The sequence below is a fragment of the Streptomyces sp. NPDC014870 genome, assembly GCF_043081505.1.
Taxonomy (GTDB): Bacteria; Actinomycetota; Actinomycetes; order Streptomycetales; family Streptomycetaceae; genus Streptomyces.
In genome coordinates, this window is the sequence record NZ_JBIBWQ010000006.1 from 35,157 (window position 1) to 52,778 (window position 17,622).

Consider the following 17,622-nt stretch of genomic DNA (forward strand, 5'->3'; position numbering starts at 1 on the left):
CTCAGCTCCAGCTGTGGCCGCAGGACGTGCACACATAGGACACTCCGCCGTTGTCACCGAGCATTTGGGCCACCTGGGCGGAACCGCACGAGGGGCAGTCGAGCAGAGCCTCGGAGCGTTCCGCGGACTCGACGGGCTCGGTGACGGCATGGGCCTCGGCATCCTCGGCACCGCTCACGGCCAACGCGCACTCCCTCCGCCCGGACCCCTCGTTCCCCTCCGGCCGTCCGATTCTGCCATGGCCCCGCAAGGGGGTCAGCGGGCTCGTCGTACGAGGGCGGTCGAGGCGCCCAAGATCGACGCGGCCGCCAGGGCGAGGGCGCACGCCCACAGCGCCTCCGCGGAGTCATACGCCCCTGGCGCGTGCAGCCGCCCCAGGAAGACCGTACCGAAGGCCGCCACACCGATCAGCTGCCCGAGCTGGGTGACGGTGGCGAGCAGGCCGCCGGCGTCGGCGGCGTCCTCGGGCCTGACCGCCGCGAGCGCGCCGGTCAGGGCGGGGCTGAAGGCGAGCGCGAGCCCGCCTCCCATGGCGACGAAGGCCGGGTAGAGGGCCCAGCCGCCGGTGCCGCCGCCCCGCAGGAGGGCACCCATGGCCAGGGCGGCGGCCGCGGCGGTGAGGAACCCGGCGGGGACGAGCACGCGCTGCGCGCGGGCGGGCCAGCGCCGCCAGGTGAAGCCGATCACACCGAAGACGACGGCGGCCGGCGCGAAGGTGAGACCCGCGCGCAGGGCGCTGTACCCGAGCCCTCCTTGCAGGTGCAGGGTCAGGGTGAACAGGAAGCCCGCGTTGACGGCCATCGCCACAGCGATCCGGAACGCGGCCTTTCCGATGCCGGGGATCCGCAGGACGCGCGGGGCGATGAGCGGCGCGCCGCCCCGGCGGGCGAGCCGCGACTCGTACGCGCCGAAGACCACGGCCAGGGCCGCGGCGGCCGCGAGCGAGAGCCAGGCCCACAGTGGCCAGTCCTGCTCCTGTCCGAGGACCAGCGGGACGGTCAGGAGCGAGACGGCCGCCGCGAGGAGGACGAGGCCCGGCAGGTCGAGGGGGCGGGAGCGTTCGGGTCCGGTGGGCGCGTCGCGCGGCAGGACGCGTGCGCCGAGCGCCAGCAGGGCCACGCCGATCGGCACGTTGACGAGGAACACCGGCCGCCATCCGCTGCCCAGGAGATCCGCGCTGACGAGGACACCGCCGACGACCTGGCCCGCGGCGGCGCCGGTGGCGAGCACGGCCGAGTACGCCCCGAGGGCACGGACCCGGTCCTCGCCCGTGAACGTGCGCTGGATGAGGCTGAGCACCTGCGGGATCGTCAGGGCCGCCCCGGCGCCCTGGACGATCCGGAACGCGATCAACTGGCCCGTGTCGGCGGCCAGTCCGCAGGCGAGCGAGGCGGCGGTGAAGACCGCGAGCCCGCCGAGGTACGCCCGGCGGTGGCCGAAGCGGTCACCGAGCCGCGCGCCGGTGACCAGCAGGACCGCGTAGGCGATGGTGTATCCGGCGACGACGAGCTGAAGTCCCGCCCCGGAGGCGCCCATTTCGGTACGGATCGTGGGGGCGGCGACATTGACGATGAAGACGTCGAGCAGCGCCATGAACTGCGCGGCGAGCACCACCGCGAGCAGCAGCGCCCGCCGATTGTCGGTGCCACCGTCTTTACTGAGTACGGGACGTGTGGGAGTCGTCGTCATGGCAGCCAGCGTGACGAGGGACCGATACGGGTAACGAGAGCCCGCCGATGCTGGTACTGACACCACCTGGCAACGGCGGCACGCGGACTCGACCATGGGGGGTGTGACGATCTTGGCAGCACCGGCACAGCCGCGCCGCAGACACGAACTGGCCGCGTTCCTGCGCGGCCGCCGGGCCCGGGTGACTCCGGAGGACGTGGGGATGCCACCGGGCCTGCGCCGCCGCACGCCAGGGCTGCGCCGTGAGGAGGTCGCCCAGCTCTCCGGCGTCGGCGTCACCTGGTACACCTGGCTGGAACAGGGCCGTCCGATCAACGCCTCCGCCCAGGTGCTCGACGCGGTGGCCCGCGTCCTCCGGCTCGACCGGCCCGAGCGCGAGCATCTGTACCACCTGGCGGAGGTGCCGTTCGCGCCGGACCACGCCACCGAGGACGTGGACGTGGTCAGCCCGGAGATCCAGGGCATCCTGGACGCCCTGGTCCCGCATCCCGCCGTCGTCTACAACAGCCGGTACGACGTGCTCGCGACCAACTCGACGTACCGACTGCTGTTCGCCGCGCCGGGGACCACCCCCGCCGACGTACGCAACGTCCTGTGGACGCTCTTCACGATCGAGGACCACCGCTGTCCGCTCGTCGACAGGGGGCGCGAGCTTCCGCTGATGGTGGCCCAGATGCGCGGCGCGTACGGCCGGCATGTCGGTGAACCCGCCTGGGAGGGGTTCGTCCGCAGGCTCACGGCGGCGAGCCCGGAGTTCGCCCGGCTGTGGCGGAGCGGCGACGTGGTCCCGCCCGGCAGCCAGGTCAAGACCTTCCGTCACGACGCCGTGGGAGAGCTGCGGATGACCTCGGTGTCGCTCTCGATCAACGGGATGCCGGAGTGCCGCATCGTCGCCTACACCCCCAACGACGAGGAGAGCAGACAGGCGATCGAGACGCTCCGCGCCGAGGGGGTGGACACCTGGACATGAGCGGCGAGGGACGGGAAACGACGAATCCCGCCCCCTGGCGGGGACGGGATTCGGTGACTGTGGAGCTAAGGAGAATTGAACTCCTGACCTCCTGCATGCCATGCAGGCGCTCTACCAACTGAGCTATAGCCCCTCGTGTTCTTCGCGCTCCGCGCTGCGAACAAGAAGAACTTTAGCCTGTGACCTGCCGGAAAGTGAAATCCGGGTCGGAGGACCGCTCAGTCGTCGTCGCCGAGCACCGGTTCGGGCAGCGTTCCGGCGTTGTGCTCCAGGAGCCGCCAGCCCCGGGCGCCCTCGCCGAGGACGGACCAGCAGCAGTTGGAGAGCCCACCGAGGCTCTCCCAGTGCCGCGCCTCCAGGCCGAGGAGCCGGCCGATGGTGGTGCGGATGGTGCCGCCGTGGCTCACGACGACGAGGGTGCCGTCCTCGGGCAGCTTCTCGGTGTACTCGAGCACGAGCGGGGCGGCGCGGTCGGCGACCTCGGTCTCCAGCTCGCCGCCGCCCCTGCGCACGGGCTCGCCGCGCTTCCAGGCGGCGTACTGCTCGCCGTAGCGCGCCACGATCTCGTCGTGGGTCAGCCCCTGCCACTCCCCCGCGTACGTCTCGCGCAGGGCGGAGTCGTGCGTGACGAGGTGGCCGGTGATCGCGGACAGCTCGGCCGCGGTGGCCGCGGCCCGCTTGAGGTCGGAGGCGATGATCGCGTCCGGCTTCAGCGAGGCGAGCAGCCGGGCGGCCCGGCGCGCCTGGGCGAGGCCGGTCTCGGTCAGCTCGATGTCCGTGGAGCCCTGGAATCGGCGCTCCAGGTTCCACGAGGTCTGACCGTGCCGCCACAGGACGATGCGGCGGCCGCTGCCGCCCTTGGTGGTGCTCAGCTCAGCTCACCGTCCGTCTCCTCGCCGACGCCGGTCAGCGCGGCGTGCTCGGCGGCCTTGCCGCGGGTCTTCAGGGCGTCCTCGGGGAGGGGCAGCTCGGGGCAGTCCTTCCAGAGCCGCTCCAGGGCGTAGAAGACCCGCTCCTCGCTGTGCTGGACGTGGACGACGATGTCCACATAGTCCAGGAGGATCCAGCGGGCGTCGCGGTCGCCCTCGCGGCGGACCGGCTTGGCGCCGAGGTCCTTGTTGAGCCGCTCCTCGATCTCGTCGACGATCGACTTGACCTGGCGGTCGTTGGGCGCGGAGGCGAGCAGGAAGGCGTCGGTGATCGACAGCACATCGCTGACGTCGTACGCGATGATGTCGTGCGCGAGCCGGTCGGCCGCCGCCTGGGCGGCGGCGTTGACGAGCTCGATGGAGCGATCCGTGGCGGTCACAAGCAGGCTTTCGTCGGCGGTCAGAGACACATCAAGGGTCTCACGTACCGCCGACCGCACCGCAAACGATTACGAACGGGTCACTTCTTGCTCCCGGGGATCTTGTAGTCCTGGCCCAGAACCACCGTGACATCGGCGTTTCCGGCGGGCTTGCCCTTCTTCACCGCGCTGTCCGGGAGCCCGAGCGTCTTGGCGACCTCGCCGGCGGTCGCCTTCTGGGCGTCGTCGCCGTACAGGACCTGGGACGCCTCCTCGGTTTCCGCGTCCGCGCCGCCCACGAAGGCGAAGCCTCCGTTGACCAGGACGACCCTGGCGGCCTCGGTGGCGTCCTTGCCGGTGGCGTCCTTGACCGAGACCCGGACCGCCGCGCCCTGCTCGGGGGCACTGACCTTGCCGCCGAGGATGTCCTTGACCACACTGTCGGCCGCGGCCTCGGTGAGAGAGCCGTCCTGCTCCACCGGGAGGACGGCCGTCTTGTAGTCGCCGCCCTTGGCGTGCTTGGCGAGACCAGCGAGCGAGGCGCCGAGGTCCTTCTCCGGCAGGGACGGGTCGAGGATCATGACCAGCGTCGCGATGGTGTCCGCGTTGGCCTTGGGGTCGTCGGACATCTTCCGCAGCACGCCGTAGAGGACCTGGCCGAAGCGCTGGAGCTGCTTGGCCTCGGCCTCGCCGGGCGCGCGGTAGGTCGCGTAGGCGACGGCGGCGCGGCCGTTCAGCGTCTGGTTCTCGCCCTTGGTGACGAGCGGGTCCTCGCCCTTCTTGTCACTGGGCACGGTGACGTCGGTGGTGAGGTCGATGTTGCTGACCAGCTCGACCAGGTTCTCCAGGAACGGGGAGTCCAGGCGCCAGGTGCCGGTGATCTTCGTTCCGAGGAGGTTGCCGACCGCCTCCCGTGTGCCGCTGGAGCCGTCGTCCTCGACGGACTTGGCGAGCGTGGTCGCGGTGCCCTCGGAGTTGGACACGGACAGGCTGTTGGGGAGCAGGACGGTGGTGCCCTGCTGGGTCGTGGTGTTGTCGACGAGGAGGGCGGTGGAGGTGTTGCCGCTCTTGATGTCGTGCAGATGCACGACGATCGTGTCGCGCTTCTGCGGCCCGGTCGCGGTGTTCTGCTTCTGCTCCTCGCCGGACATGCCGGGGAGCTTGCCCGCGGACCAGAGGTAGCCGACCCCGCCGACGGCGGCGAGGGCCAGGACCACGATCAGGGCGACGACCTTGTTGCGGCCGCGCCGCCTGGCCTCCTCGCGCCGCTCGGAGCGGCTCTCGGTGAACTTGAGCCAGTCGATGACGTCTTCGGAGTCCTCGTCGGGCTCCTCGATGAACGAGAACTGCTCGGTGCGGTAGTCGCGGTCGCCACCGCTGTCCGGAGCGGGGCGCTGACCTGGCACGCCGGGCGGCGCGGCCACCGGGGCGGCGGGCGCGGGAGCCTGCGGGGAGGCGGGGGCGGGGGCCGTGTCGGCCTGGACGGCCCACTGACGGCCGGTGTCGTACGAGGAGTGGCCGTAGCCCTGCTGCGGCTGCTGCTGACCGTACGGGTCGTACGGCTGCTGCTGGGGTTGCTGCGGCTGGACGGGCTGCCCGTAGGCGTCGTAGCCGTAGCCCTGCTGCTGCGCCTGCTGTCCCTGGTGCTGGACATACTGCTGCTGGGCGTACGGGTCGTACGGCTGCTGCGCCTGCGCCGGCACCTGCTGGTACACCGGTTGCCCGTACTCGTCGTAGCCGATGATCTGCGGCTGCGGGTAGTACGGGTCGTACGGGTTCTGGTCGTTCACCGGTGCCCCTCTCCGAGGCTCACTCGCCGCGGTACAACTGGCGCTTGTCGATGTAGCGAACCACACCGTCCGGCACCAAATACCAGACCGGATCGCCCTTGGCGACCCTCGCCCGGCAGTCGGTGGAGGAGATGGCGAGTGCGGGAACCTCGACGAGCGAGACGCCCCCCTTGGGCAGGCCGTCGTCCGTGAGGTCGTGGCCCGGCCGGGTGACGCCGATGAAGTGGGCGAGCGAGAACAGCTCCTCCGCGTCGCGCCACGTGAGGATCTGCGACAGCGCGTCGGCACCCGTGATGAAGAAGAGGTCCGCGTCGCTGTTGAGGGAGCGCAGGTCCCGCAGGGTGTCGATGGTGTACGTGGGCCCGCCCCGGTCGATCTCGATCCGGCTGACCGAGAACTGCGGGTTGGACGCCGTCGCGATGACCGTCATCAGATAGCGGTCCTCGGCCGGCGACACCGCCTTGTGGCTCTTCTGCCACGGCTGCCCGGTCGGCACGAACACCACCTCGTCGAGGTGGAACAGGGCGGCCACCTCACTGGCGGCCACCAGGTGTCCGTGGTGGATCGGGTCGAACGTTCCGCCCATCACGCCGAGTCGGCGCTTGCCGTGGCCGCCAGTAGGCACTTCCTGCTCTCCCATGCGTGCAGAGCCTACTGGCACGGCAGCGGGCGCCTTCGGTCCGGTCTCCGGCTCAGCGGTCGCGGTTGAAGCGGGTGGTGATCCACAGCAGCAGGAGCAGCGCGCCCAGGGCGCCGAAACCGGTGAGGTAGGGGTTGAGGCTGTCGTGGTTGCCACCGTGCTCGGCGCCCTCGGCGAGCATGACCAGGTTCGCGGCGGTGCTGTGGAGGCTCATCTTCGGCAGGACCTATCGATCGGGGACGGGAGCGGAGACTTCGCGCACATCGTATGCGGGCCGTCCGGGCACGCTCACGCCGACTCAGTCGTTGACCGGGCTGTCGTACCCCGCCGTCGCCCCCGTGCCGGAGTTATCCACAGGCTCGGGCGCTCCGGGACCCCAGCACCTAGGCTGGGACGCGTCAGGGGGACGAGCAAGGTCTCGTACGAACAGGGGGCATCCAATGACCGAGAAGTCCGACAACGGCCGGGAGAGCGTGCCGAGCAGGCAGCGCAGGCGCTTCCCCGGTATCTCCTCACGCGCCTACGAGCACCCGGCGGACCGCTCGGCGCTCGTGGCGCTGCGCAAGCTCACCGGCTTCGACACGGTCTTCAAGGCGCTGAGCGGGCTGCTGCCCGAGCGGAGCCTGCGACTGCTCTTCCTCTCCGACTCCGTGCGGGTGAGCGAGGCCCAGTTCTCCCACCTCAACGACATGCTGAGGGACGCCTGTTACATCCTGGACCTGGAGAAGGTCCCGCCGATGTACGTCACGCAGGACCCGAAGCCGAACGCGATGTGTATCGGCCTGGACGAGCCGATCATCGTGGTCACCACCGGCCTCGTGGAGCTGCTCGACGAGGAGGAGATGCGCGCGGTCGTCGGCCACGAGGTGGGCCACGCCCTCTCCGGTCACTCCGTGTACCGCACGATCCTGCTGTTCCTCACCAGCCTGGCGGTCAAGGTCGCCTGGATCCCGCTCGGCAACGTGGCGATCATGGCGATCGTGACCGCGCTGCGGGAGTGGTTCCGCAAGTCCGAGCTGTCGGCGGACCGGGCGGGTCTGCTGGTCGGCCAGGATCTGCAGGCGTCGATGCGCGGTCTGATGAAGATCGCCGGTGGCAACCATCTGCACGAGATGAACGTGGACGCGTTCCTCGCCCAGGCCGACGAGTACGAGAAGGGCGGCGACCTGCGCGACTCCGTCCTGAAGATCCTCAACGTGCTCCCGCGCACGCACCCCTTCACGACCGTGCGGGCGGCCGAGCTGAAGAAGTGGTCCGAGACCCGGGACTACCAGCGGATCATGGACGGTCACTACCCGCGGCGCGAGGAGGACAAGGACACCTCGGTGACCGACTCCTTCCGGGAATCCGCCGGGCACTACGCCGAATCGGTGCGCACCAGCAAGGACCCGCTGATGAAGCTGGTCGGCGACATCGCGGGCGGCGCGGGCGACCTGGCGGGCGACCTGGGCGGGAAGCTGCGCAGCAGGTTCGGCGGCGGCACGGCGGCGCGCGGCGACGGTGGGACGGCCGGCGGCGAGAAGGGCGACGCGGGCGGCGAGAGCGGCAGAGGCGGCGGCGCTCCGAGCGAGGGCTGAGCCTCAGAGCGAGGGCTGAGCGCCCGGGGCGAGGGTCCCGCAGAGCGCGGAGACGGCGGGCCGGCCCGTGGCGTACGGGTCGGTGACGGCCGGGCCGCCCGCGTCGGAGGCGCGTTCACCCGCGAGCAGCGGGTGGAGGGCTCCGCCGGCGTCGGGTCCGCAGGCCTGCGGACCCGCCTGGACGGTGCTGGCCAGCAGCTCGGCGCGGTGCATCCGCAGGTCCTCGCGGTCGAAGCGGAAGTGGACCGCGCGGTGGACGGTGAAGAGGGAGGCCGCGGCCACCGGACCGGCGCCGGCGGTCACCGGGCGCAGCGCGTAGGTGAAGGTGTGGTCCGCCGTGACCTCCAGCATGTCGGCGGCCGTCTCCGCGAAGCGGAGGGTGCCCTGGACGCGGACGGACGGGTCGGCGAGGGCGACCTCCGCCGGGTCGAACCGCACCAGCCAGCCGGCCTCCGCGTGCCGGCCGTCGTCGGTCGAGGACTCGACGCTCTGGTCGAACTGCGCGAGCTGGTCGGGGTCGAGCAGCAGGCGGGCAGGGCGGACCGTCACCCCCGCCAGCACGTCGGGCTCCAGGGAGGAGGCCACGAGATAGTCCTTGGCGATGGACAGGGCCGTCACCACCTGGCCCTCCGAGAAGTGGGTCGTGCGACCGGTGACCGGGAAGTTGATGCCGGCGGCGCCCGTGCGGTACTCGGCGGCGGGGCTGTTGGCGAAGAGCTGGGCCGGCTGCCCGCCCGGGACCGGCCCCTGCGGGGCGAGCGGGACGACGGTGGTCCGCAGCGGTTCGGCGCGCTGGTCGACGGGCGGCTGGTACGGGTTGCGGACGCCGAGGTAGATGGCCGTACCGAAGGCGAGGAGGACCAGGAGCACCAGCATGATCGCCGTGCGGGAGCCGCTTCTGGGCTCCCAGGAGGGGCGGGAGCGTACGGCCTGGGAGTGCTCGCCCATACGCTCCGCCGCCGAGAACTCCTGGAGCCGGGCAGCTTTGACGAACGACTCGTCGAAGACGACGGATCGGTACTCGTCCTCACCACCGCCGGGGTCGGGAACCGGCCCCTCAGGCGGGTCGCCACGCCCTGCCATACCTTCAGAGTAGGTCGGACGCGGCTCCGGTAAACGCCCAGGTACACGACAAGTTCCGAAGATTTCGGACGTGCGGCACGAATGGTCCGGCCGGGTGTCCGCCTGTGCTCAGGGAGTACGCGGAACGGCGGGTACCGGGGGCGCGGAGTACTCGGCGGAGGCCGAGGGCGCGGTGACGGCCGGGGGGTTCTCACGTGGCTTGTCGATGCCGGTGGTGGCGGGGGCCGGGACCTGGTCCTGGCGGTTGGCGGAGGCGCCCCGGTAGACGGCGGTGAAGGCGAGGGCGACCATGCCGACGCCCATCAACAGGGCGAGCACCCAGGCGACGGGCCGGTGCCAGCGGGCGCTGCCCCGGTAGGGGCGCAGGGCGCCGCCGTGCGGACCGTAGGGGCCGCCGTCACCGTCGGGGTCGTCCGGGTCGTACGCGTCGCCGTAGGGGCCGCCGAAGGGGTCCGAGGGGTCGTAGCCGTCCTCGCCGGGCCGCGCGCCCGCTCTGGCGCGGGCGGCCTCGGCCTCGGCGCGCGCCTGGGCGGCCGCCAGGAGGCGTTCCACGGCGGTCGGCTCGTGGACCTCGGCGGCCCGTACGAAGTCCTCGTCGAACACCACGGTGGCGAAGTCGTCCTTCGCGCCCCCGCGGTCGTCCGAGTTCTCAGGGTCCCTGCCGTCCTGGAACGGCCTGCCCCCCACGTCGTCCGGCACGTTTGTCAGAGTAGACCTGAGAGGTGGTTTTGGGCAGGGAGAGTGCGAGACATCCCTTCCCGTCCGGTCCCGCGCGGCCCCGCGGGAGCGGGGCCGAACGGGGGAAACCGAGGGGTCAGCGGGTGTGGCCGTCGCCGGTGACGATGTACTTCGTCGAGGTCAGCTCGGGCAGGCCCATGGGCCCACGGGCGTGCAGTTTCTGGGTCGAGATGCCGATCTCGGCGCCGAAGCCGAACTGGCCTCCGTCGGTGAACCGGGTGGACGCGTTGACGGCGACCGTCGTGGAGTCGACCAGCTGGGTGAAGCGGCGGGCGGCGGCCTGCGAGGTGGTGACGATGGCCTCGGTGTGGCCGGAGGACCAGAGCCGGATGTGCTCGACGGCCTTGTCGAGGGAGTCGACGACGGCGGCGGCGATGTCGTAGGAGAGGTACTCGGTCTCCCAGTCCTCGGGGGTCGCCGGGACGACGGTGGCCTTGGAGCCCTCGGCGTGGGCCAGGACCCGCTCGTCGGCGTGGACGGTGACGCCCGCGTCGGCCAGGGCCGCCAGGGCGCGCGGCAGGAAGGCCTGCGCGATGTCCTGGTGGACAAGGAGGGTCTCGGCCGAGTTGCAGACGCTGGGCCGCTGGGCCTTGGAGTTGATCAGGATGTCGACGGCCATGTCGAGGTCGGCCTGGGCGTCCACGTAGACATGGCAGTTTCCGGTGCCGGTCTCGATGACGGGGACGGTGGAGTCCTCGACGACCGTCCGGATCAGGGAGGCGCCGCCGCGCGGGATGAGGACGTCGACCAGGCCGCGGGCGCGCATCAGCTCCCGTACCGAGTCGCGGGACTCGCCGGGGACGAGCTGGACGGCGTCGGCGGGCAGGCCGGCGCCCCCGACGGCGTCGCGCAGGACCTTCACCAGGGCGGTGTTCGAGGAGTACGCGGAGGACGAGCCGCGCAGCAGGACGGCGTTGCCGGACTTGAGGCAGAGGGCGGCCGCGTCGACGGTCACGTTCGGCCGGGCCTCGTAGATGATGCCGACGACGCCGAGGGGAACGCGGACCTGGCGGAGGTCGATCCCGTTGGGGAGCGTCGAACCGCGCACGACCTCGCCCACGGGGTCCGGCAGAGCGGCCACGTCGCGGACGTCGGCGGCGATGGCGCGGACGCGCTCGGGGGTGAGGGTGAGCCGGTCGATGACGGTCTCGCTGGTCCCGGCCTCGCGGGCGCGGGCGATGTCCTCGGCGTTGGCCTCGACGATCTCGGCGGTACGGACCTCGAGGGCGTCCGCGATCGCCAGCAGGGCGTCGTCCTTGGCCGCGCGCGGAAGTGGCGCGATTTCGGCGGCGGCGGCGCGGGCGCGGTAGGCGGCCCGGGCGACCGGGGACAGGTTGTCGAGGGGCGTGAGCGAGGTCATGCCCGCAGGGTACTGGCACCACTGCGGACATCCCTCACGAATGCCGTCCGCATCCCGTACTCCGAGACGCCCCCTGGACGCCCCGGACGCCCGCCCGACATCCCGGCGCCCGCCCGACCCCCCGGACCCGCGCCCGACATCCCGGCGCCCGCCCGACGCCCCGGACCCGCGCCCGACGCTCCCGGCGGCCCCAGGCGCCCGAGAGCGCCCCAAGGTGCTCGTCAGTACGGGTGGACCCCCACCGGGGCGGCCGGCGGTGGGCCGTAGCCCTCGGCGATGCGCAGGTGGTAGGTCTCGCGGTCGATGACCTCGAGGCCGACGATCTCCCACGGCGGCAGCTTCGCGCTCTGCCGGTGCTCGCCCCACAGCCGGAGCGCGACCGCCGCGGCATCGTGCAGGTCACGGGCCTCTTCCCAGTAGCGGATCTCCGCGTGATCATTGGCGTAGCGGCTGGTCAGCAGGAAGGGATGGTCGTGGGCCAGCTGCTCGAGGCCGCGCCTGACCTCCTTCAGCGGGGCCTCGGCGCCCGAGACGCTGAGGGTGATGTGCCAGAGCTTCGAGGCGACCACCGGCCGCTCCTCACCGCGTGCCCGGTCGGTCTGGGTGCCCTGTCCCTCGCCGCTCTGTCCCTCGTCGAAGTCGGCTCCGGCCTCGACACTGGTCAGGGCGCGTTCGGCTGTCCCGCGGGGCGGTGCCCCTGGGCGCGCTCGTCTCACCGGCGGCCTCCTGTTGATGCGTGTGGTGCTGTACCCCGCCCTGTCTTGTCCCCGAGACAAAGTTGACCAGTCCGAGGCGGCACGTGGGGCGGTTTTGGTAAAGGTCCCTACCGGATGGCCGGTCTTTCAGCCGTTTTCTCCACACGCCTCCCCACGCCTCCACACGTCCCCCGCAAAGGGACGGATCAGGCGCGCACGACCACCAGGTCGTCGCGGTGGACGACCTCCCGCTCGTACTCGGGGCCGAGCTCGCGGGCCAGCTCGGGCGTGGAGCGGCCGAGCATCCGCGGGATCTCCTTGGCGTCGAAGTTGACGAGCCCACGGGCGACGGACCGGCCGTCGGTGTCGCGCAGTTCGACCGGGTCGCCCGCGACGAACTCGCCCTCGACGGCGGCGATCCCGGCGGCCAGGAGCGACTTCTTGCCCTCGACCACGGCCCGTACCGCGCCCTCGTCCAGGGTGAGGCTGCCCTGCGGGGTGGAGGCGTGGGCGAGCCAGAGGAGCCGGTCGGCGGAGCGGCGGCCGGTGCGGTGGAAGTACGTGCCGGTGTCGCGGCCCGCCAGGGCGTCGGCCGCGCGGACGGCGGAGGTGAGGACCACGGGGATACCGGCGGCCGCGGCGATCCGAGCGGCCTCGACCTTGGTGACCATGCCGCCGGTGCCGACCCCGGCCTTGCCCGCGGAGCCGATCTCGACATGGGCGATGTCCTCGGGGCCCGCGACCTCGGCGATCCGCGAGGTGCCGGGCTTCGCCGGGTCTCCGTCGTAGAGCCCGTCGACGTCGGAGAGCAGCACCAGCAGGTCGGCGCGGACGAGATGGGCGACGAGGGCGGCGAGCCGGTCGTTGTCGCCGAAGCGGATCTCGTCCGTGGCGACGGTGTCGTTCTCGTTGACGACCGGGAGGGCACCCATGGCGAGGAGCTGGTCGAGGGTGCGGTAGGCGTTGCGGTAGTGGGCGCGGCGGCTGGTGTCGTCGGTGGTGAGGAGGACCTGGCCGACGCGTACGCCGTAGCGGGCGAAGGAGGCGGTGTAGCGGGCGACGAGGAGGCCCTGGCCGACGCTGGCGGCGGCCTGCTGCCGGGCGAGGTCCTTGGGCCTGCGGGTGAGGCCGAGCGGGGCGAGTCCGGCGGCGATGGCGCCGGAGGAGACCAGCACGATCTCCTTCTCGCCACCGCTGCGGACCTTGGCGAGGACGTCGACGAGGGCGTCGACCCGGTCGGCGTCGAGCCCACCGGAGGCGGTGGTGAGCGAGGACGAGCCGACCTTGACGACGATCCTGCGGGCTTCCGTCACGAACTGCCTTGCCACTGTCACCTGTACCGCCGCTACCTGTACCGCCGTCACCGGCGTCCGTCCCACTCGGATGTCAGGCCGCAATCTACGCGAGCGGGGACGGCCCGCGCCCGCCCGTTTCGCCCGCTGGACGCGGGTGGCCGCCGCCGGAACGGAGAGCCGTCAGCGGCTGGCGACCGGGTCCGACTCGACGTCGGCCCCGCCCGCCGGGCCGGTCGGCCCGACGGGTCCCGCCGGGCTCGGCTGCTTGCCGCCCGGCACGAGGATCTTCTTCGACAGCAGGTACGTGAACGGAATGGCGACGACGGCCGCGACCAGCGGCGCGATCCGGTCGTCCATACCGGCCCAGGTCACCAGCGCGTACAGACCGACGCTCTGCACCAGGTAGTTGGTGACGTTGGTGAGCGGGAAGAGCGCGAACTTCTTCCAGGTGGGCCTGGTCCGGTAGGTGAAGTACGTGTTGAGGAAGAACGAGCCGATCATGCTGAGCACGAACGCGATGGAGTAGGCGGCGAAGTACGGCATCCACGGGTGCAGCAGGAGATAGCACCCGTAGAACGTGCCCGTGTTGATTCCGCCGACAAGACCGAAGCGGACGATCTGGCCCAGCTGACCGCGCATTACATCTCCCGATCGGTGGCGACGACGCGTGCGCGGCCGTCCATACGGCCGGCTGCGTAGGCGCCGCCCGCGAACGGGTGGCGTGTCCTGGAGCGGTCCGTCTCCTTGACGAGGAAGTGCGGCCGGCGCTTCGTCTCATAGTAGATGCGCCCGATGTACTCGCCGATCAGACCCAGCATCATCATCTGGACGCCGCCGAGGCCCACGATGATCGCGACGAGGGTGACGTAACCGGGGGCGCTGACGCCCTGGGTGATCGCGGCGACCGCGATCCAGATCGCGTACAGCCCGGCCAGGCCGCTGAGCGTGAGCCCGAGCCAGATCGCGAGGCGCAGCGGCCGGTTGTTGAAGGAGATCAGCCCGTCCATGCCGTAGTTGAGCAGCGAGCTGAACTTCCACTTGGTCTCGCCCGCCTCCCGCGCGGCGTTCTGGTAGTCGAAGGTGACGGTGTCGAAGCCGATCCAGGAGAAGAGTCCCTTGGAGAAGCGGTTGTACTCGGGCAGCGAGATCAGCGCGTCGACGGCGGCACGGGACAGCAGCCGGAAGTCGCCGACGCCGTCGGTCAGCTCGACGTCGACCCACTTGTTCACGCCGCGGTAGTACAGCCTGCTCAGGGCGGAGCGGAGCTTCTTGTCGCCCTCGCGGGTGCGCCGGGCGATGACCTGCCCGTGGCCCCGCTCGAACAGTTCGAGCATGCGCTCGATGAGCTCCGGCGGGTGCTGGAGGTCGGCGTCCATGATCACGACGGCGTCGCCGGAGGCCTCGCGCAGGCCGGCCAGCATCGCGGCCTCCTTGCCGAAGTTGCGGCTGAAGGAGACGTAGCGGGTCTGCTTCTCGTGCTCGTCGGCGATGGCGCGCAGCCGCAGGAAGGTTCCGTCCTTGCTGCCGTCGTCGACGTAGCAGAGCTCGTACTCGATGGGCAGCGCGCCCAGCACCTCGCGGATGCGGGCGTCGAACCGGTCGATGACCGCTTCCTCGTTGTAGCAGGGCACAACGACGGACAACTTGATCATGAGCGGTTTCTCCTGGACGAAGAGCGAGCGAGACGCGGGCGGATACGGGTGCGGAACAGAGGAAGGGCGGCGACCGCGAGCAGGACCGCGGCGGCCATGCCGCTCGCCGCCAGGCCGAGCTTCAGCCCGGGGGTGTGGTACGAGCAGGACAGCTGCGAGGCGCCGTCCGCGAGGGGTACGGCCATCAGGCCGCCGAGCTTGCGCGGCGCGCGCTCCGGGCCGCCGTCGACCGAGCAGCGCCAGCCGGGAGCGGCGGGCACGGAGAGGACAGCGACGCGCTGGGTGGCGGGCGCGAAGGTGGCGCGGATGCCGTGCCCGGAGGCTTCGACGCGGTCCGGTCCGGTGGCGCGGAGCTGCCGCACGGTCCGGTCGAGCGCGGCCCGGTCGAGGCAGCCGACGGGGGTCCCGTTGAGCACCGTCCCCCGTTTCGGGCTGACGGTGACGGTGATCCGGCCGTCGGCGGGGACGGTACCGAGCAGGGCCAGCGAGTTCGCGGTCATCGGGTACTTGCCGACCGCCTCGACGGTCCGGCCGAGCGCGGTGACCTGGCCGGACAGCCAGGGCGCGTTCCAGTAGGCCTCGGTGCCGGGGGTGCACACGGTGGTGAAGGTCGTGGGGCCGCCGCGCTGCACGGACGGCACGCCCCAGCCGTGGCCGGGCTTGCCGGAGCCGGGCGGCGCGGGCTCGGAGCGGACGAGCTTCGGCACCTCGTAGACCCGGGCGCCCAGGACCCGCTCCTGGCGGGCGAAGACGGTGGCGTCGCGCCCCGCCGTCCCGTCGAGGCGCGTGTCGGACGGCCGCAGGGTGACGACCGGCGGTGCGGAGGCGGTGCGCTGGACGAAGCCGTCGGGGCCGAGGTCGTCCTCCAGGTAGCTGCTGATGCCCATGATCGCGCGGCTGACCGGGTCGTTGAAGCTGACCGTGCCGCGGCCCTGCATGAACCAGCCACCGCCGAGCCCGTGCAGGGACTGGGCGGTGACGGCCGGCAGATAGCTGCTGTAGTAGCGGCCGCCCTGCCCGGCGAGGAGCATCGGGTCGTTGGCGGCGAAGGCGTGCGGGCCCGGGTCGGTACGGCTCGCCGGCCAGGCGTCGGCCGCCTTGAGCTGGTCGTACGCGGCGCGCGACTGGTCGTCGTAGGTGCGCTTGGGCGCCCACCAGTCCATCGCGTCACGGATCTGGGTGGTGGACAGGACCGTGTACGAGGCGGAGAGCAGGACGGCGCCGGCCAGACCGACCGTGAGCCCGCGGCGGACCCGGCGGTCGTTCCGGTAGCGGTGCAGGGCGAGCAGCAGGGCGAGGAAGACCAGACCGCCGGCGGCGAGGATCCAGGGCCCTCGCGACATGTACGCGGTGGTGCTCACGCCGAGGACGAGGGCGAGGACCAGGGCGCCGCCGCCGAGCAGCTCGGCGGGGCGGGGCCGGCGGGCGAGCGCCAGCCAGGCGACGCAGACGAGGACGGCCGTGAGGGCGATCGAGGCGCGGTACGGGCTGCCGTTGGGCAGGGCGAAGCCGTGCCAGAGCAGGATCGTGGGCTCCCAGACCAGGGAGGCGGCGATCAGCACGACCAGGCCGAGCCAGGCGGCCCGCTCCTTCAGCGCTACCCGCCGCATGAACGGGTAGGTGGCGATCAGGAGCAGGCTGAGCATCCCGACGGAGATGTGCGGCACGCGGCCGACGAGCCCGCCGGGGATCAGGTGCGCCAGGTAGTCGACGAGGTCGGGTGCCCCGTAGTAGACGGCCTCGGGAGCGGGCTGGGACAGCTTGCTCGCCTTGAGGCCGACGGTCAGGACCGGCGCGGCGAGCAGCACGCCGGTGACGGTCATGGAGAGGACGCGTCCCAGGACCCGCAGGCGCTCGCCGGCCGGGCGCTCGTCGAGGAGCACCCGGACGAGCAGCACCAGGCCCATGCCGATGGTGGCCATGGCGGCGGTGTAGAAGTTGCCCGCCCAGCCGACGGTGACGAAGAGGGTGCCGAGGACCCAGCGCCGACGGTGCAGACACCAGTCGTAGGCGATGCCGAGAAGCGGGATCGCGACCATGCCCCACATCCACATGGGGTCGGAGAAGCCGTCCGAGACCATCCAGGCGCTGAGGGCGAAGCCGACGGAGAGCAGGGCGCGGAGCCAGGGGCTCCCGTCGTGGAGCCGGCCGAGGAAGACGGTCATCAGCCCCGCCGCGAGCCCCGCGCTGAGAAGGGTGACCAGGAACACAGGGAACTCGACGGCGTCCCGGGGGAAGACCCCGACCAGCCACGAGAACGGGTTCATGAGGTACGTGACGAAGTCGGCGAAGAACGGCACGCCGTAGCCGCTCGACCAGTTGAACACCAGGTCACCGGTGGTCTCGCCGTGCATCAGGTCCCGCAGCTGGGCGTGGAACGGCACGAACTGGTTGCCGAGGTCGTTGACCGCGCGCGAGCGGCCCCCGAAGGGATAGGTGCCCTGGACGGCCATGGCCACGCAGTAGGCGGTCATGGACATGAAGGCCGCGGCCCAGGGGGCGATCAGCCCCGCTCTTCGCCGGTTCCGTGGTACCGGTCCGGCTTTCTTCACAAGTGGAGTGGAACCTCCCACCCCTTGGTGAGCATCTGTCTCGGCTGACGGGTCGAGCACGGGGGCCTGCCCTTGGTCTCGAGTACCTGGGCGTCCCCCATTGCCCTGGATATCCAAGTTGAGCAGCATTCTTCCCCGTCCGTCACTTTCCCACGTGTATTTGCGCACAAAGAGGCTACGGCTCCCATGTGCGGACACCTTCTAGACAGGTACGGGGCCGAAAGGGTTGCCCCCTAAAATCGACGAATCCGATCGAGGGGTGCCCCAGCCGCCCCGGCGCGGCCCCCTCGGGG

General features: G+C 71.6%; 17 protein-coding genes and 1 tRNA gene. 2 read left to right on the forward strand and 16 right to left on the reverse strand.

Features of this window, described 5'->3' with window-relative positions:
• Window position 1: 1 nt before the first annotated feature.
• Together ACF09C_RS18175 and ACF09C_RS18180 are read right to left on the reverse strand one after the other, a co-directional pair.
• Window positions 2-178: a hypothetical protein gene (locus ACF09C_RS18175; protein WP_392092443.1), complete on the reverse strand. Its 177-nt coding sequence runs from the start codon at window positions 176-178 to the stop codon at window positions 2-4.
• Window positions 179-255: 77 nt separating this feature from the next.
• Window positions 256-1,689, reverse strand: coding sequence for an MFS transporter (locus tag ACF09C_RS18180; RefSeq protein WP_392092444.1), 1,434 nt, complete (start codon window positions 1,687-1,689; stop codon window positions 256-258).
• Window positions 1,690-1,783: 94 nt separating this feature from the next.
• Between ACF09C_RS18180 and ACF09C_RS18185 the strand changes: the two genes are divergently transcribed.
• Complete coding sequence (locus ACF09C_RS18185; protein WP_392092445.1) at window positions 1,784-2,659, forward strand: helix-turn-helix transcriptional regulator; 876 nt, start codon at window positions 1,784-1,786, stop codon at window positions 2,657-2,659.
• Window positions 2,660-2,719: 60 nt separating this feature from the next.
• Here the strand turns inward: ACF09C_RS18185 and ACF09C_RS18190 are convergent.
• The 6 genes from ACF09C_RS18190 to ACF09C_RS18215 form a co-directional block, all read right to left on the reverse strand.
• Window positions 2,720-2,792, reverse strand: a tRNA-Ala gene (locus ACF09C_RS18190).
• Between the two features lie 85 nt (window positions 2,793-2,877).
• Window positions 2,878-3,531, reverse strand: a complete 654-nt coding sequence (locus tag ACF09C_RS18195) for a histidine phosphatase family protein (protein WP_392092976.1) — start codon at window positions 3,529-3,531, stop codon at window positions 2,878-2,880.
• On the reverse strand, window positions 3,528-3,968 hold the full coding sequence (gene rsfS, locus ACF09C_RS18200) for a ribosome silencing factor (RefSeq protein WP_392092446.1): 441 nt from the start codon (window positions 3,966-3,968) through the stop codon (window positions 3,528-3,530). Before rsfS ends, ACF09C_RS18195 begins: the two co-directional genes overlap by 4 nt.
• 80 nt (window positions 3,969-4,048) lie before the next feature.
• Window positions 4,049-5,737: an LCP family protein gene (locus ACF09C_RS18205; protein ID WP_392092447.1), complete on the reverse strand. Its 1,689-nt coding sequence runs from the start codon at window positions 5,735-5,737 to the stop codon at window positions 4,049-4,051.
• 19 nt (window positions 5,738-5,756) lie between these two features.
• Window positions 5,757-6,377 carry a nicotinate-nucleotide adenylyltransferase gene (gene nadD / locus ACF09C_RS18210; RefSeq protein ID WP_392092448.1) on the reverse strand — a complete coding sequence of 207 codons (621 nt, stop codon included), beginning with the start codon at window positions 6,375-6,377 and terminating at the stop codon, window positions 5,757-5,759.
• Between the two features lie 52 nt (window positions 6,378-6,429).
• Complete coding sequence (locus ACF09C_RS18215) at window positions 6,430-6,591, reverse strand: hypothetical protein (protein ID WP_260226309.1); 162 nt, start codon at window positions 6,589-6,591, stop codon at window positions 6,430-6,432.
• A 226-nt stretch (window positions 6,592-6,817) separates the two neighbouring features.
• Here ACF09C_RS18215 and ACF09C_RS18220 point away from each other — a divergent pair, with 226 nt between their 5' ends.
• Window positions 6,818-7,954 carry a M48 family metallopeptidase gene (locus ACF09C_RS18220; RefSeq protein WP_392092449.1) on the forward strand — a complete coding sequence of 379 codons (1,137 nt, stop codon included), beginning with the start codon at window positions 6,818-6,820 and terminating at the stop codon, window positions 7,952-7,954.
• A 3-nt stretch (window positions 7,955-7,957) separates the two neighbouring features.
• Here the strand turns inward: ACF09C_RS18220 and ACF09C_RS18225 are convergent, their stop codons facing one another.
• From ACF09C_RS18225 to ACF09C_RS18260, 8 genes are all read right to left on the reverse strand, one after another.
• Complete coding sequence (locus ACF09C_RS18225) at window positions 7,958-9,037, reverse strand: hypothetical protein (RefSeq protein WP_392092450.1); 1,080 nt, start codon at window positions 9,035-9,037, stop codon at window positions 7,958-7,960.
• 108 nt (window positions 9,038-9,145) lie between these two features.
• A complete protein-coding gene (locus tag ACF09C_RS18230) occupies window positions 9,146-9,736 on the reverse strand; it encodes a hypothetical protein (RefSeq protein ID WP_392092451.1) in 591 nt (196 codons plus the stop codon).
• A 115-nt stretch (window positions 9,737-9,851) separates the two neighbouring features.
• A complete protein-coding gene (locus ACF09C_RS18235) occupies window positions 9,852-11,135 on the reverse strand; it encodes a glutamate-5-semialdehyde dehydrogenase (RefSeq protein WP_392092452.1) in 1,284 nt (427 codons plus the stop codon).
• Window positions 11,136-11,356: 221 nt separating this feature from the next.
• Window positions 11,357-11,851, reverse strand: a complete 495-nt coding sequence (locus ACF09C_RS18240; protein ID WP_392092453.1) for a hypothetical protein — start codon at window positions 11,849-11,851, stop codon at window positions 11,357-11,359.
• 185 nt (window positions 11,852-12,036) lie between these two features.
• Window positions 12,037-13,164 (reverse strand): glutamate 5-kinase, encoded by a 1,128-nt coding sequence (gene proB / locus ACF09C_RS18245; protein ID WP_392092454.1) that lies wholly within the window; start codon window positions 13,162-13,164, stop codon window positions 12,037-12,039.
• A 141-nt stretch (window positions 13,165-13,305) separates the two neighbouring features.
• Complete coding sequence (locus tag ACF09C_RS18250; protein WP_392092455.1) at window positions 13,306-13,764, reverse strand: GtrA family protein; 459 nt, start codon at window positions 13,762-13,764, stop codon at window positions 13,306-13,308.
• Window positions 13,764-14,777 carry a glycosyltransferase family 2 protein gene (locus ACF09C_RS18255; protein WP_392092456.1) on the reverse strand — a complete coding sequence of 338 codons (1,014 nt, stop codon included), beginning with the start codon at window positions 14,775-14,777 and terminating at the stop codon, window positions 13,764-13,766. The genes ACF09C_RS18250 and ACF09C_RS18255 overlap by 1 nt, the downstream gene beginning before the upstream one ends.
• Window positions 14,774-17,257, reverse strand: coding sequence for a YfhO family protein (locus ACF09C_RS18260; protein ID WP_392092457.1), 2,484 nt, complete (start codon window positions 17,255-17,257; stop codon window positions 14,774-14,776). The genes ACF09C_RS18255 and ACF09C_RS18260 overlap by 4 nt, the downstream gene beginning before the upstream one ends.
• Window positions 17,258-17,622 lie beyond the last annotated feature (365 nt).